Source organism: Kutzneria sp. CA-103260 (assembly GCF_018263855.1).
Taxonomy (GTDB): Bacteria; Actinomycetota; Actinomycetes; order Mycobacteriales; family Pseudonocardiaceae; genus Kutzneria.
Genome location: NZ_CP073318.1, coordinates 4,457,122 through 4,471,448 on the forward strand (window position 1 = coordinate 4,457,122; position 14,327 = coordinate 4,471,448).

The 14,327-nt window shown below is 71.0% G+C and carries 14 protein-coding genes; 5 read left to right on the top strand and 9 right to left on the bottom strand.

Annotation, left to right across the window (positions count from 1 at the left end; all coding sequences use genetic code 11):
• Positions 1–186: 186 nt before the first annotated feature.
• From JJ691_RS19125 to JJ691_RS19135, 3 genes are all read right to left on the bottom strand, one after another.
• Positions 187–603, bottom strand: a complete 417-nt coding sequence (locus tag JJ691_RS19125) for a hypothetical protein (RefSeq protein WP_211770107.1) — start codon at positions 601–603, stop codon at positions 187–189.
• Between the two features lie 81 nt (positions 604–684).
• Positions 685–834: a hypothetical protein gene (locus JJ691_RS19130; RefSeq protein ID WP_211770108.1), complete on the bottom strand. Its 150-nt coding sequence runs from the start codon at positions 832–834 to the stop codon at positions 685–687.
• A 100-nt stretch (positions 835–934) separates the two neighbouring features.
• Positions 935–1,666 (bottom strand): G1 family glutamic endopeptidase, encoded by a 732-nt coding sequence (locus tag JJ691_RS19135; protein WP_211770109.1) that lies wholly within the window; start codon positions 1,664–1,666, stop codon positions 935–937.
• A 317-nt stretch (positions 1,667–1,983) separates the two neighbouring features.
• On the opposite strand from JJ691_RS19135, the gene cei reads away from it, so the two are divergent.
• Together cei and JJ691_RS19145 are read left to right on the top strand one after the other, a co-directional pair.
• Positions 1,984–2,616: an envelope integrity protein Cei gene (gene cei, locus JJ691_RS19140; protein ID WP_211770110.1), complete on the top strand. Its 633-nt coding sequence runs from the start codon at positions 1,984–1,986 to the stop codon at positions 2,614–2,616.
• Positions 2,617–2,681: 65 nt separating this feature from the next.
• Positions 2,682–3,293: an HAD family acid phosphatase gene (locus tag JJ691_RS19145; RefSeq protein WP_249228033.1), complete on the top strand. Its 612-nt coding sequence runs from the start codon at positions 2,682–2,684 to the stop codon at positions 3,291–3,293.
• A 7-nt stretch (positions 3,294–3,300) separates the two neighbouring features.
• On the opposite strand, the gene JJ691_RS19150 is transcribed toward JJ691_RS19145, so the two are convergent.
• On the bottom strand, positions 3,301–3,849 hold the full coding sequence (locus JJ691_RS19150) for a hemerythrin domain-containing protein (RefSeq protein ID WP_211770111.1): 549 nt from the start codon (positions 3,847–3,849) through the stop codon (positions 3,301–3,303).
• A gap of 95 nt (positions 3,850–3,944) precedes the next feature.
• Positions 3,945–5,306, bottom strand: coding sequence for an NAD-dependent succinate-semialdehyde dehydrogenase (locus tag JJ691_RS19155; protein WP_211770112.1), 1,362 nt, complete (start codon positions 5,304–5,306; stop codon positions 3,945–3,947).
• A gap of 251 nt (positions 5,307–5,557) precedes the next feature.
• Here JJ691_RS19155 and JJ691_RS19160 point away from each other — a divergent pair, with 251 nt between their 5' ends.
• Positions 5,558–6,721, top strand: a complete 1,164-nt coding sequence (locus JJ691_RS19160) for a 4-hydroxybenzoate 3-monooxygenase (RefSeq protein ID WP_211770113.1) — start codon at positions 5,558–5,560, stop codon at positions 6,719–6,721.
• 19 nt (positions 6,722–6,740) lie between these two features.
• Positions 6,741–8,423 carry a methyltransferase gene (locus tag JJ691_RS19165; RefSeq protein WP_211770114.1) on the top strand — a complete coding sequence of 561 codons (1,683 nt, stop codon included), beginning with the start codon at positions 6,741–6,743 and terminating at the stop codon, positions 8,421–8,423.
• On the opposite strand, the gene JJ691_RS19170 is transcribed toward JJ691_RS19165, so the two are convergent.
• Positions 8,407–9,108 carry a hypothetical protein gene (locus JJ691_RS19170; RefSeq protein WP_211770115.1) on the bottom strand — a complete coding sequence of 234 codons (702 nt, stop codon included), beginning with the start codon at positions 9,106–9,108 and terminating at the stop codon, positions 8,407–8,409. The two genes, JJ691_RS19165 and JJ691_RS19170, sit on opposite strands and share 17 nt — an antisense overlap.
• A 151-nt stretch (positions 9,109–9,259) precedes the next feature.
• Here JJ691_RS19170 and JJ691_RS19175 point away from each other — a divergent pair, with 151 nt between their 5' ends.
• Positions 9,260–12,715: a BTAD domain-containing putative transcriptional regulator gene (locus JJ691_RS19175; protein ID WP_211770116.1), complete on the top strand. Its 3,456-nt coding sequence runs from the start codon at positions 9,260–9,262 to the stop codon at positions 12,713–12,715.
• A gap of 26 nt (positions 12,716–12,741) precedes the next feature.
• On the opposite strand, the gene JJ691_RS19180 is transcribed toward JJ691_RS19175, so the two are convergent.
• The 3 genes from JJ691_RS19180 to mgrA all read right to left on the bottom strand — a co-directional run bounded on the left by JJ691_RS19180 (position 12,742) and on the right by mgrA (position 14,307).
• Positions 12,742–12,894 (bottom strand): hypothetical protein, encoded by a 153-nt coding sequence (locus JJ691_RS19180; RefSeq protein ID WP_211770117.1) that lies wholly within the window; start codon positions 12,892–12,894, stop codon positions 12,742–12,744.
• A 15-nt stretch (positions 12,895–12,909) separates the two neighbouring features.
• On the bottom strand, positions 12,910–13,056 hold the full coding sequence (locus JJ691_RS19185) for a hypothetical protein (protein WP_211770118.1): 147 nt from the start codon (positions 13,054–13,056) through the stop codon (positions 12,910–12,912).
• 264 nt (positions 13,057–13,320) lie between these two features.
• On the bottom strand, positions 13,321–14,307 hold the full coding sequence (mgrA, locus tag JJ691_RS19190) for an L-glyceraldehyde 3-phosphate reductase (protein ID WP_211770119.1): 987 nt from the start codon (positions 14,305–14,307) through the stop codon (positions 13,321–13,323).
• Positions 14,308–14,327: the final 20 nt, after the last annotated feature.

Sequence of the window (14,327 nt, forward strand, 5' to 3'; positions counted from 1 at the left end):
TTCAGTCCCGTCCAATCGACGCCCGACCCCCACCCGAACGACCTGCGGTTTTCACGAATGGGTCCCCGAACAACCGAAAATTGCTGTCGACCGGAAGGACCTGAACCGGGATCGCGGAGAACTGATTGGACCGACGGGATTGGTTGGCGCGGGCGTCATTCAGCCGTTGGCTCTGGGGCGGTCGCGTCAGCGATGGGTGAAGGCTCCCATGATCCGGGAGTACTCCCACGGCAGTTGGGCCACGCCGAAGCAGGCTTCCTGGTGCTGGCCGGGGCAGCTGCCGTTGTCTCGGTGCAGGCCCCAGAACGAGAGCTGGGCGATGCCGCGAGCCCAGCCCCGGGCGGTGAGGGTCAGGGCGTCGGCAGGGGTGAACTCCTCGGCGGGACCGGTCTCGCCGCCGGAGCCGTAGTCGTCGAGCCCGATCATGGCGGTGACGCCGACCATGCCCCACAGCTGGGACGGCGACTTGTCGGGCCACAGCCCGTGCAGGGTGGTGACCAGGGCGGAGGCGGCCATCTCGTGCTGCTTGTTGTCGTAGTAGTCGAACGTCATGATGTTGACGACGTCCACCCGGGTGCCGTTGGCGGCGACGTTGCGGAGCATGGTGACGGCGTCGCCGTTGGGGGCGGTGGGGCCGGTGCCGATGGTGTAGACGACCTGCAGCGGCCGACCCTGGGCGGCGGCCTAGTCCTCAGTCTCCCGCAGGGCCTTGTTCCGGCGGTCGATGCCGGCGGCGTTGGTGAGCGAAGCGTCCTCGACGTCCATGTCGAGCCGGGTGGCACCGGACTGCGCGGCCATATCGGCGGGATCGTCGGGCAGGCACACCCCGCGCACCCGACGAGCCGCGCGATGGTCGGCCCGGGCCGCCGATTCCTGTCCGAACAGCCGACGAGCGGCCCGTCCGCGACAGCGAACGGGCCGCTCGGTCAGTGGCTCACTCCTGGCTGTAGGTCACGTCGAACGAGCCGTTGGACAGGGCGCCGGTGTGGTCCTCGAAGCCGGAGTTGTTGCTGGCGTCGAGGGCCACGCCGTTGTCACCGGTGTAGGTCGCGCCGTCCACGGTGGCCCCGCTGAAGTGCACGGTGCCGAAGTTCGGGTAGGCGCCGGTCGGCGACTCCAGGATGAACTCGGCCGAGGCGTTCGCACCGTTGTAGGACTTGGTGACGTGCTCGGTCCAACCCTGGGTGGTGTCGCTGATGGTGAGCGTGTAGCTGGTGCCGCTGCGCTGCACGCTGGCGGTGAAGTTGTCGCCGGCGCTGACCGGGTCGTTGTAGTAGACCGGGGCGTCCGGGTACATCTCGTACCACGCCTGGTACACCGGCGAGCCGGACGAGCAGTCGGTGGCCACACCGGTCTGCTCAACCGACTGGCTGCCGTAGCCGTCGATGCCGACCCACGGCGCGTACAGGTCGTTGGACGAGTTGCAGGTGACCTCGGGCTCGTTCCAGCTGGCGCTGACCGAGCTGAAGCCGCTGCCGGTGGACACCCAGCCGGACCAGTTGCCGCCGTCCTGGTTGAACGTGCCGCCGACCATGGGACGGGCATGGGTGGTGTGGGTGGCGTGCTGGGGCGCGAAGCCGGCCGACGCGGTCGCGGCAGCGGGGACGGCGCCGGCCAGCAGGGTGGCGGCGCCGGCCGCGGCGAACGCGAGAAGACGTGCTCGCATAGTGGAAAACCTCCCGGATGCAGGGTTGGGGCCGGGTGGCCCCGCCGGTGCGTCGACTCTGACCGAACGCTCGGTCACCGCGCACCCTGCGATCGGAGGGTTTCTCGGTTCTCGCCTTGGGGTATCCCGTCAGGTTGGGAGTCGACGCAGGTCTGCTTGTCGCGTTGGTGAGGTATGGTCGATTTTGACCCGCACTGAGCCGACAGCGGAAATCCGCCCGGGGAAGTTCGGCCGGACCTCCCCGGATCGTCACCCGATAGTGATCAACAGCCACTAGGATCCGGCGGCACACGCGTCGGCGGGGCGAGGGTGGTGACGTGCGGTCGAAACGCTGGCGGCGAACTCGTTCGCTGGTGCTGCTGAGCCTGTTGCTGGTCACCTCGATGGTGGTCTGGGTGCGGGTGTTCCAGAGCGTGCCCACGATCGACCAGTCCGTGGGCTGCACGCCGGCCCGGCCGGGCGGCACGGTCCTCGGCTACCACGATCTGGACCAGGTCGCCCCGGCGTCGCCGGGCCAGATTCCGGTCCGTGTGGTCAACGCCAGCCCGGCCCGCGGGGCGGCCAGCCTGATGTCCGCGGAGCTGACCGACCTGGGCTTCCAGCCGGCCGCGCCGCCGGCCGTCGACCCGTCGTACCCGCTGGGCAACATGAGCTGCGTCGGCCAGATCCGGTTCGGCGCGCAGGGCGTGAGCGGGGCCCGGATGCTGAGCCTGCTGGTGCCGTGCGCGCAGCTGGTCCGGGACAACCGCCCGGATCAGACGGTCGACTTCGCCATCGGCACCGGCTTCAACGGGCTGGTCGTGAACACCGCCGCGCACCAGGTGCTGAGCGAGCTCACGGCCTGGTACCAGAACCATCCGGCGCCGTCGGGCGGCCTGCTGACCCAGGATCCGGCCGCGCCCAAGCTGGCCGCCCCGTTGCTGACCGCGGCCCGTCCCGGGCACTGCTGACCCGAACCACGGCGACACACTGGCAATATGAATAGAATTCACTTCGTAGGGACTCTTGTCGGCGCGTGATCGATGCTGGACTGCCCGGCATGCAGATCACTCTTCGCCTGGTCGCTCTCCGTCTGGCCGCCATCGGCACGGCCGCCGGCCTGCTCACGATGGGCGCCGGCGCCGCGAACGCCGCCCCGGCCGCCGCGCCGAGCGAGGCGACCTGGCTCTCCGACGTCACCGCCGTGACCGATCAGGCGTCGGCCTACCTCCAGCAGCGGCTGTCCACCCCCGGCGGCAAGACCGCCATCGTGCTGGACATCGACAACACCTCGCTGGAGACGCACTACCACCCGTTCACCATGCCGGCGGTGCCGCCGACGCTGGCCCTGGTCGAGCTGGCCAAGTCGAAGGGCGCCAGCGTCTTCTTCGTCACCGACCGCTTCGAGGTGCTGCGCACGCCCACCAAGAGCAGCCTGACCGGCGTCGGCTATCCGGTGGACGGGCTGTCCATGCGGCCCAACTTCAACACCGACCCGGTGCAGGTCAACAAGACCAACGCCCGGGCCGCGATCGAGGCGCAGGGCTACACGATCGTCGCCAACATCGGCAACAACACGACGGACCTGGACGGCGGGCACGCCGAGCGCACCTTCAAGCTGCCCGACTACGACGGCGCCCTGAGCTGACGCCCCTTCACGCCTGGCGGAGGAGGGCGGCCAGTTGCAGGGCGGTCTCGTGGTCGCAGTCGGCGACGCCGAGGCGGATGACGTCGGCCCAGTCGGCGGCGCACAGGAAGCGCTCCAGCAGCGGCACGAGGAACAGCTCGGTGGCGCAGATGTGCTCGCCGAGGGCGTTCGAGAACCGCGCCAGGACGTCAGCGAGCATGTCGCGGCGATGCTCGGTGGGCTCGTCCTCCCAGGCCAGGACGGCGGCCTGCACGGCAAGGGACATGGCGTCCAGCGCCCGGTGCTGGCGCACCATGACGTCGACCATGATGTCGGCCTCGCTGGGCTTGTCCCCCACCAGTCTGGGCCACAGCAGGGTGTCCTCGGCGCATTGGTGCCGGTAGACGGCGTCGTCCACGATCCGCACCCGCGCGGCGACGGCCTGGGCGCGCTCGACGTCGTCGGGGGTGACGGCGCGCACCAGGTCGGCGCCGCGGGCCACTTCGCGGCGGAAATGGGCGTGCAGCCGGAACACCCGGCGGCTGTGGAAACTGCGGCGATCGGTCGCGGCTGTCATGGCACCCTCCCAAGTGCGGATGCCAGGACACACGCAGAAACCGGCGGGACGGATCTACCCCGGGGCGGAAGGGCGGCCGTTGTTACCCGAACGGTCTAAAACCGAATAGATTTCTGATTCATGAACTCGGCGATTCCGGCCGGCCCCAGCTCACGGCCCATGCCGGACCGTTTGATGCCGCCGAACGGCAGATCGGCCTGGGAACCGCCGGCGCTGTTCAGGTACACCATTCCGGACTCGATCTGCTCGGCCACCCGGCGCATGCGCTCCGGATCGGTGCCCCAGACGCTGGCCCCGAGGCCGAACGGCGAGTCGTTGGCGATGGCGATCGCCTCCTGCTCGCTCTCGGCCCGGAACACCAGCACCACCGGGCCGAAGATCTCCTCGTAGTAGGCGTTCATCTCGGGCGTGACGTCGGTGAGCACGGTCGCCTCCAGATAGGCGCCGGGCCCGTCGATCGCCCGGCCGCCGGTCCGCAGCGTCGCGCCCTGGAGCACGGCGGTGGCCACCTGCTCGGCGACCTCGTCGCGGGCGGCCACCGAGGCCAGCGGCGGCAGCTTGGTGGCGGGGTCGGCCGGGTCGCCGGGCCGGTAGTACTCGGCGATCCGCGCGGTCAGCTTCTCGACGAACTCGTCGTAGACGTCGGCCAGCACGATCATCCGCTTGGGCGCGTTGCAGGACTGCCCGCAGTTGCGCATCCGCGCGGTGGCCGTCCTGGCGACGGTCTCGTCTATGTTGTCGGTGTCGAGCACGATCAGCGGGTCGGAGCCGCCGAGTTCGAGCACCGCCTTCTTGAGGTTGCGGCCGGCCTCAGCGGCCACGCTGATGCCGGCTTGTTCGCTGCCGGTGAGCGAAACGCCCTGGATCCTGGGGTCGGCGAGGATGGCCGGCACCTGGCGGCTGGAGGCGAAGGTGTTGACATAGACGTCTTCCGGCACGCCGGCCTCGTGCAGGATCTCGGCGATGGCCAGCGCCGAGCGCGGGCAGATGGAGGCGTGCTTGAGCAGGATCGTGTTGCCCAGCACCAGGTTCGGCGCGACGAAGCGGGCCACCTGGTAGCACGGGAAGTTCCACGGCATGACGCCCAGCAGCGCGCCGAGCGGCGTCTTCTGGATGACGGCCTCGCCGCCGCGGATGGCCAGCGGCTGGTCGGCGATCAGGTCGGGCCCGTGCTGGCCGTAGTAGGTGAAGATGTCCACCACCACGCCGACCTCGCCGCGGCCCTCGTTGATCCGCTTGCCCATCTCCAGGGTCATGATCGCGGCCAGCTCGTCGGCCCGTTCCGCGAACAGCTCGGCGGCCCGCAGCACGATCTTGGCCCGCTCGGTGGCCGGGCGCCGCCGCCAGTCGGCGAACGCCCCGTGCACCCGGGCGATGGCGGCCCGGACCTCGTCGTCCGTCGCGTTGGGGATCTGCTCGACCAGCTCGCCGGTGGCGGGATTGGTGACTGTGTACATGGGGACGCGTGCCTCCGTTCACTCACACCGTACCGACTACTGTATACCGTATGCACTGACCTGTCAGGAGTGCTCAACTGTGACCTGTACCGGCCGGTATTACTCGGTCAGGTGAATGGACCAGATCCAACTGGACGAGCTTCGGGGCGGCCCTGTTAGCTCTCGCCCGGAAGATCATCAAAACTCTCCGATAGTTGTCACCGCAAACACGGTCAGTGATGCCCGTGCACCATCCACAGACAAGGGCGATCATGGCCGATCGGGCGACCGTGCTCATCGTGGGCGCGGGGCCGGCGGGGCTGGTACTGGGAAACCTGTTGCGCGCCAACGGAATCGACACCCTCATTCTGGAACGGGGCAGCCGCGCGAAGGTGCAGAACCGGGCCAGGGCGGGGTTTCTGGGCGCCAACAGCGCCCGGGTGCTCACCGAGCACGGCCTCGGCGCCGGCATGCTCCACAATGGACACCAGCACGACACCTGCGCTTTCCGTGATGAGAACGGACAGTTCGAGCTCGACTACCGCCAGCTGGGCCGGGGCGAAGTGCACACCGTTTACCCCCAGCAGCACCTCGTCACCGATCTCATCGCCGAGTACCTGGACCGCGGCGGCCGACTACGCTTCGGAGTCACCGTCACGCACATCGACCCGACGACGGCTACTGTCAGCTACGAAGGCGGGCAGGCCCAGGGCCGGTTCGTCGTCGGCTGCGACGGCAGCAACGGCATGAGCCGCCGCGCCGTCCCGGCCCGCCGGCAGGCCCGGGATCACGGCGTGGCCTGGCTGGCGGTGTTGGCCGAGGCCCCGCCGAGCATGGGCACCACCACGTACGCCATGCACGACAACGGATTCGCCGGCCACATGGCCCGCGGTCCGCAGGTCACCCGCTACTACCTCCAGGTGCGAGCCGACGGCAACACGGCCGCCACCGACCCGGCGGACTGGTCCGACGAGCGGATCTGGTCCGAACTACGGCTGCGGATGCGGGTCGACCAGTTCGGACCGCTGCGCGAGGGCCCGGTGATCGAGCGGCGGATCGTGCGGCTGCGCTCCGATGTCCTGGATTCGTTGCAGCACCAGCGGTTGTTCCTGGCCGGCGACGCCGCCAGCCTGATCAGCCCGTCCGCGGCCAAGGGCGCGAACCTGGCGATCATGGAGGCCGAGCTGCTGGCCGCCGCCCTGACCGACGCCCTGGCCCGCGACGACGAACACGCCCTGGCCGCGTACTCGAGCGCCTGCCGGCCGCGGATCTGGCGGGCCCAGGAGTTCTCGCACTGGATGATCACCCTGCTGCACGGGCCCGACGACGGCCCGGACGCGGACTTCCACCGGTTACTGCGCCGCGCCCGGCTGGACAGCCTCCGGGACTCTCGCGCCCACCAGGACTTCTTCGCTGAGAACTACGTCGGTATCTGACCCAGTTGGAGTGCACAACATGACCGCGACGATCGCACCCGCGCTCGCCCCGGAGGACCTCGACCGCCTGACCATGGTGACGGCGCTGATCCGCACCAACGACACGGAATCGGTCATCGCCAAGGCCATGCCGCAACTGGACGCGGCCGACCGCGCCGCCCTGACCCGGTACACCCGGTTCACACACGCCGCGGTGCTGGTGTTCCCCAACACATTCAAGGGCCTGCGGCAGGAGCTGACACGGCTCGGGCTGCAGGTCGGCACGATGTTCCCGAGCGTCGTCGTCCGCCAGCGCCTGAGCACCCGCTACGGCGTGCCGCTGCCGGACCTGACCGTGGGCATCCTGCGGGCGCGGATGACCGACCGGCTGGGCAGCCCGTGCGAGCTGGAGATCTTCGCCATGGTCACGCCGCCAGAGCTGGCCCACATCGCCGCCGACGAACGCCGGCACGGCCGGGAGAACCACTTCGCGCTGGCCGTCCCGCACGCGGACCCGGTGCTGCTCGCCGGCCTGCGCACCGCGGTGAGCACCCGCATGCTGCCCGACGGCGGCGGCTACAACGGCCACGAGGACAACACCGTCCTGTACTTCCGCGACGCCCACCACCCGGCCCCGGCCTACCGCCGCCTGGAGCTGATCAGCGCCGGCCGCTACCCCGCGCTGCTGGCCACCCACCAGCGGGAATCCGCCGCCGGCACCCGACTGCTGCGCCTGATGACCGGCGCGTGGGCGACGCAGGCCATCACCACCGCCGTCGAGCTGAACCTGCCCGACCACCTGGTGACGATCTCCGACCTGCCGGGCCTGGCCGCCGCGACCGACGCCGACCAGGACAGCCTCGGCCGCCTGCTGCGCTACCTGACCACCCTCGGTCTGGTCCGCGCGTCCGAGGACGGCCACGCGCTCACCGACCTGGGCACGTTGCTGCGGTCCGACGTGGACGGCTCGCTGCGGCCGCTGGCGCTGATGTACGGCGGCCCGTTCTACGAGTCGTTCGCCGCGCTCACCGACGCCGTGCGCACCGGCGAGGAGTCCTACGCCAAGGTCTTCGGCCAGCACCACTTCACCCACATGGCCGCCGATCCCGAGCTGGCGGAGATGTTCCACCAGTCCATGGCGGCCAGCAACGCCGTGTTCGCCGACCTCGTGCGCGTGGTCGACTTCACCGACATGCAGATCGTGGTCGACGTCGCCGGCGGCAACGGTGCACTCCTGTCACGAGTGCTCGGCGCCAACCCGAATGTGCGCGGCGTGCTGCTGGAGCGCCCGCACGCCCTCGCCGCCGCCGAATCGACCCTCGCGCCGGTGGCCGACCGCTGCTCGCTCGTCCCAGGCGACTTCACCGAGTGCATACCCGCCACCGGCGATGCCTACCTGCTGTCGCGCATCCTGCACGACTGGGACGACACGCAGTGCCAAGGCATCCTGCGCAACCTCGCGGCGGCCATGCCCGACCACGCCGAGCTGATGGTGATCGAGCGGCTGCTGCCGGCCGACGCCGACACCGACTCCCTCGCGGTGCCGTGGGACATCCACATGCTGTGCAATGTCGGCGGCCGCGAGCGCACCGAGTCGCACTACCGCGAGCTGCTGGCGGCGGCCGGCTTCGAGCTCACGACGACGGTCCCGCTGGCGCTGGACACGTACGTGCTGCGCGCCCGAAAGGCCGTCACCGGTAGGGAGTTCACCGGTAGGGAGTGAGGAAGCGTCGGGACAGCGCCCGCAGGCGACCGATCTCGTCGGACAGGTCGCTCGACCAGACCGGCCCGGGCCGTTCCACCACCACCGGCACGGCCCGGCCGGCGGCGTCGAAGCAGGCCTGCACGAGGTCCTGGAGATGCGGGTCGTCGTCCACGGCGCCGACGGCGACCTGCGTCAGGCGGTCGGCGTGGGCGGCGGCCAACGTCCTGAGCCGCGTGAACCCGCCGGACACGAAGGCCAGCGAGGCGTCCAGGCAGAACGAGGTCTCCGGGTGCGCGTCCAGCGCCTTGTCCACGAGATCCGGGTCAGCGGTGTTGCGCAGCTGTACGAGCCGGCTCAGCGGGGCGTCGCCCAGCGGCAGGTCGGCGGCGACGGTCACCGGCACGGCCAGGCGCAGCAGCGGCTCGACCGCGCAGCGGGCGCGCAGCGAAGCCCGCAGCCCGTGCACCCGCAGCTGCTCACAGGCATGGACCAGGGCGTCGGTGCGCACCGTCTCACCGCACACGATCTCCACGGCGTTGCCGCCGTGGGCCTGGCAGGCCAGCGCCGCCACCGTGAACTCGGACGGCGAGAAGCAGGCCGTGGAGAAGCCGACCACGTCCCCGAGCGTCGTACGGGCGGTCACAAATGCATGCCCGTCCGGCCGCCACGCGCCGGAGTCGTCCACCCCGCCGCCCACCTCCACGCACAATCCACATCCACCCACCAGCACAGGGTCGAGGACCGATCTTCAAACGTTCTCAACACCGTCTCCAGAGCGGTTGTGGCACGTGCGGTGCCCGATACGTGACACTGTGCGGTGATCGTGACCAGGCGAGCCGGCGGAGTGATTCCTGATGACGAGTCAACCGACACCCGAGCTGCGGGCCAAGCTGCTCGGGCCGGTGCGGCTGTGGGCCGGGACCAGGGAAGTCACCCTCGGGTCGCCGCTGCCCCGGGCGGTCATCGCGATGCTGGCCATGCGCACGTCGACGGTCGTCTCGCGGGAGGAGCTGATCGACGGCGTGTGGGGCGAGAACCCGCCGGCGACCGTCGAGGGCAGTCTCTACACCTACATCTCGTCGCTGCGGAAGGCGCTGGAGCCCGACCGCGGGCGGCGCGACGCGTCGGGGCTGCTGGCCTCGGAGGGCGCCGGCTACCGCCTGCTGCTGACGCCGGACAACCTGGACGTGGTGCGGTTCGACCGCCTCCGGCAGCGCTCGGAGCAGCAGCTCGCGGCCGGTGATGCGGTTGCGGCGCAGCGCTCCGTGGACGAGGCGCTGGCGCTGTGGCAGGGCGAGGCGCTGTCGGGCGTGACCGGACCATATGCGCTCGCGCAACGCAGCCGGCTCGCCGAGCTGCGGGTCGTCGCGCGTGAGCTGCGATCGGAGGCGTCGCTGGCCAACGGCCAGCACACGACCGCGGTGGCCGACATCTCGGCGCTGGTGCACGAGTACCCGATCCGGGAGCGGCCGCGCGCGCTGCTGATGCTGGCGCTGTACCGCTGCGGGCGGCAGGCCGAGGCGCTGACGGCGTTCCGCGACGCCAGACAGGTGCTGATCGACGAGCTGGGCGTGGAACCGGGGCGGCAGCTACAGGAGCTGCACGAACGCATCCTCGCCAACGACCCGTCGCTCCAACTGGACCTCGGCCCGGCGGTCTCGGTGCGCGTGCCGACGCCCACCACTCCTCCCCCGACACTGTCTTTGGTGGGCCGCGACGCCCAGATGGACACGCTGCGCGCCGCCGTCACGGAGGTCAGCGCCGGCCGCGGCCAGGCGGTGTGGATCGAAGGCGAGATGGGCATCGGCAAGTCCGCTCTGCTCGCCGCGGGTCTCGCGCACGCCGAGTGGGCCGGCTGCAAGGTGCTGCACGCCGTCGCCGACACGCTGGGGCAGCGTTTTCCGCTGCGCGCCATGCTCGACTGCCTGGACGTGACGCCGCAGTCCACGGACCCGCGCCGCGTGGCGCTGGCCCACGCGCTGCGGGAGGGCGAGGCCAGCCAGTCCATCGTCGGCGGCGGCAACAGCATCTTCAGCACCATCGACCGGCTGGTGGCGCTGGTCGAGGAGCTGTGTGCGGAGGGCCCGCTCGCGGTCGGCCTCGACGACGTGCAGTGGGCCGACGAGTCCAGCCTGGAGGTGTGGCACCGGCTGTGCCAGCTCACCGCCAAGCTGCCGCTGCTGCTGGTCGGCGTGACGCGCCCGGCGCACCAGCGCCCCGAGGTGGAGCAGCTGCGCCGCGACACCGAGATCCTCGGCGGCGTGGTGCTGCGGCTGACCCCGCTGGACGTGGACGCAGTGGCCGGCATGGTCGGCAAGCTGATTGGCGCCCCGCCCGGGCCGCGGCTGCGGGAGATCGCCCGGCGGGCCGGCGGCAATCCGCTGTACGTGCGGGAGATGGCCGACGCCCTGATGCGGGAACGGGTCGTGCGAGTCGAGGCGGACACCGCGGAGGTGCCGCCGGAGGCGTTCGAGCGGGTGCCGGTGTCGCTGGTGTCGGCGGTGACCGGACGGCTCGGCTTCCTGTCGGAGGCGACACGTGAGGTGCTGCGCTGGGCGGCGCTGCTCGGCGGCGAGTTCGGCGTGGTCGACCTGTCGGTGGTGGTCGGCAAGCCGGTGTCGGCGCTGGTGCAGCCGTTCGAGGAGGCCATCGCCGCCGGCGTGCTGCGTGATGCCGGCCTGCGGCTGGCGTTCCGGCACCCGCTGATCAGGCAGTCCCTGTACGAGGGCACGCCGTCGGCGCTGCGCGTGGCCCTGCACTACCAGGCGGCGCAGGCGCTCGCGGACGCCGGCGTGCCCGAGGAGCACGTCGCCGAGCAGTTGCTGGCGGCCGAGGCGGGCATGGGGCCGTGGGCGGCGAAGTGGCTGACGCAGGCTGCCCCGGTGCTGCACCACCGTGCGCCGTTGGTCGTGGTGGAACTGCTCCAGCGCGTGCTGGAGTCCGTGCACCTCGACGAGGCGCGCCGCGCGCCGCTGATGGCGCACCTGGCGAACGTGTTGTTCCGGCTCGGTCGTGACGCCGACGCCGAGAACTGGGGCCGCAAGGCGCTGTCACACCTCAAGGACGCGGACCTGGCGGCGGAGATCCGCTGGGTGCTCGCTTACGTGCCCTATCGGATGTCGCAGCCCGCGCGGGCGCTGGCGATGCTGGAGGAGGCGCTGGCGGACTCGGCGCTGCCGCAGCTGTGGCGGGCCCGGCTGATGTCGCTGCTGGCGCTGGTGCAGCGGGCCGGCGTCGGCGAGATGGAGGTCGCCCAGGTGACGGCGCAGCGGGCAGTGGATCTGGGCGAGGAGGTCGGCGACGCCTTCACCGTGGGGCAGTCGCTGGAGGTGCTGTGGCAGGTGGAGGCGGTGCGGCGCGACTACGCCCGCGGCGTCGAGTTCCTGAACCGCGCCATGGACATCGTCGGCACCGACATCAGCCTCACCGACCTGCGGCTGGTGCTGCTGGACAACCGTATGTTCACGCTCCAGTGCCTGGACCGCCTCGACGAGGCCGGCGAGGACCTGCGGATGGCGTTCGAGCTGGCGGGCCACAGCACGCCGCTGGCCGGGCTGCACGTGGCCGGCGCGGTGCACCGGTACTGGCTGGGGCAGTGGGACGAGGCGCAGCGGGACCTGGCCGCCGCGCTCGGCGACTCCCCCGACTTCACCGGCTACGGCCTGCGTGAGGGCGGTCCGGTGCTGCTGCTGCACGGCGCCGGGGCGTTGATCGCCGCGCACCGGGACGACGTCGTACGCCTGGACCAGCATCTCGACGCCGGGCTGAACCTGCCCGTGGTCAGCGAGGCCGACCGGGAGAACTGCGACTTCCTGGTGGCGGCCAAGGCGATGGCCGCCGCCCGCGCCGGGCGGCTGTCCGACGCCATCGCCGAGCTGGGGATCATCCTCGACCCCAAGTACGAGGGCATGATGCTGCGGCACCAGTGGCTGCCCGAGCTGGTGCGCATGGCCATCGACAACGGCGACGTGGCCACCGCGCGGGACGCCGTCGCCGCCTGCGAGGCCGAGGCCCACCGTGAGACCACCGCCGCCCGCGCCGACGCCGCCGCCGCGCGCTGCCGGGCCGTCATCGACCGCGACGCCGAGGCCCTGGTGCCGGTGGCTACGCACTACCGCGCCGTGGGCCGGGTGTTCGAGCTGGCGCAGACGTTGGAGGAACGGGCGATCCTGCTCGCTGATGCTGGTCACCGGGACGAGGCCGAGGGCGTGCTGGGGCAATGCCTTGACCTGTACCGGGGATTCGGGGCGGCCTGGGACATCCGTCGGGCTGAGGCCGCCGTGCGGGCAGCGCCGCGCCATGGTGCGTGACCCGTACGGCAACGTCTTCCAGATCGCTACCGCCTGAACAGCCGGCGCAGTCTCGCCACCAGGCCGGCCGGCGCGTCGGAGTCACGGAAACGCGGGCAGTCGCACAGCGCGCAGTCGCTGCCGGGCCGGTAGTGCTCGTGCGCGGCCCGCGCATGACCGCATTCGCACGTGGTTGCCACGACGACAGAGCATAGTCACACCAGGGCGGCGACCATCCGGCCCATCAGCGCCAGGAACAATGATTCGCTCGCAAGCTCGCTCATGCGCGGCACCTCGCCAGCGCTCGGCGTCCGCGTTCGCGAACGCTCTGCGCTGAATAATTCGCTCGCAAGCTCGCTCACTGCGGCACCTTTCGCGTCGACCGGGCGATGAGCGCCGTCAACGCGCCGGTGTCCCGTTTGCGCAGGCAGAGCCTTTTCGCCTTGGCCGGCCACTACGCCCAGCGACCGTGAACCCGGGCGAGCCGATTGACCGCGGCTCGTCGCGGGGCGAACGGGTAGCACTCCCGGTCCGGCCGCCCACCACGAGACGCGCGTTACTCACCTTGCTGACAATGGCCGAGCCGGCGACGCGCACACGCACGCGCCGCCGACGGCCCGGTACATCTAGGCCAGCAGCTTCTCGATCAGCGCCAGCTCCTCGTCGCTGAAGTCGAGGTTGGCGGTGGCGCCGATGCTGTCCTCGATCTGGCGGACGCTGCTCGCGCCGACCAGCGCCGAGGTGACGCGGCCGCCGCGCAGCACCCACGCGATGGCCATCTGGGCCAGCGTCTGGCCGCGCCCCTGCGCCACCTCGTTCAACGCCCGCACCCGGTCCAGTTGCGCCGCAACGCCTTCGCTGGTGAGGAACGGGCTGTCGCTGGCCGCCCGCGAGCCCTCGGGGATGCCGTTCAGGTAGCGGCCGGTCAGCAGACCCTGGGCCAGCGGGGAGAAAGCGATCGAGCCGGCGCCGACCTCGTCGAGCACGTCCAGCAGCCCGCCCTCGACCCAGCGGTTCACCATCGAGTACGACGGCTGGTGGATCAGCAGCGGCGTGCCCAGGCTCCCGAGCACCGCGGCCGCCTCACGGGTCTGCTCGGCCGAGTAGTTGGACACCCCGACGTAGAGCGCCTTTCCTTGCTGCACAATGGAGTGCAGCGCGCCCATGGTCTCCTCGACCGGCGTCTCCGGGTCCGGCCGGTGGTGGTAGAACACGTCCACGTAGTCCAGGCCCATGCGGCGCAGGCTGGCGTCCAAACTGGACACCAGGTACTTGCGGGAGCCCCACTCGCCGTAGGGGCCGTCCCACATCAGGTAACCGGCCTTTGTGGACACCAGGATCTCGTCCCGGTAGGGCTTGAGGTCCTCGGCGAACAGGCGGCCGAAGTTCTGCTCGGCCGAGCCGGGCGGCGGGCCGTAGTTGTTGGCCAGGTCGAAGTGCGTGACGCCGAGGTCGAAAGCCCGGCGCAGGACCGCCCGCTGGGTGTCGATCCGGTTCACGTCACCGAAGTTGTGCCACAGGCCCAGGGAGATGGCCGGCAGTTTCAGCCCGCTGCGACCGGCGCGGCGGTAGGGCATGGCGGCATAGCGCGCGCCATCGGCGACGTACGGCATTCGGGACTCCCGTCAGCATC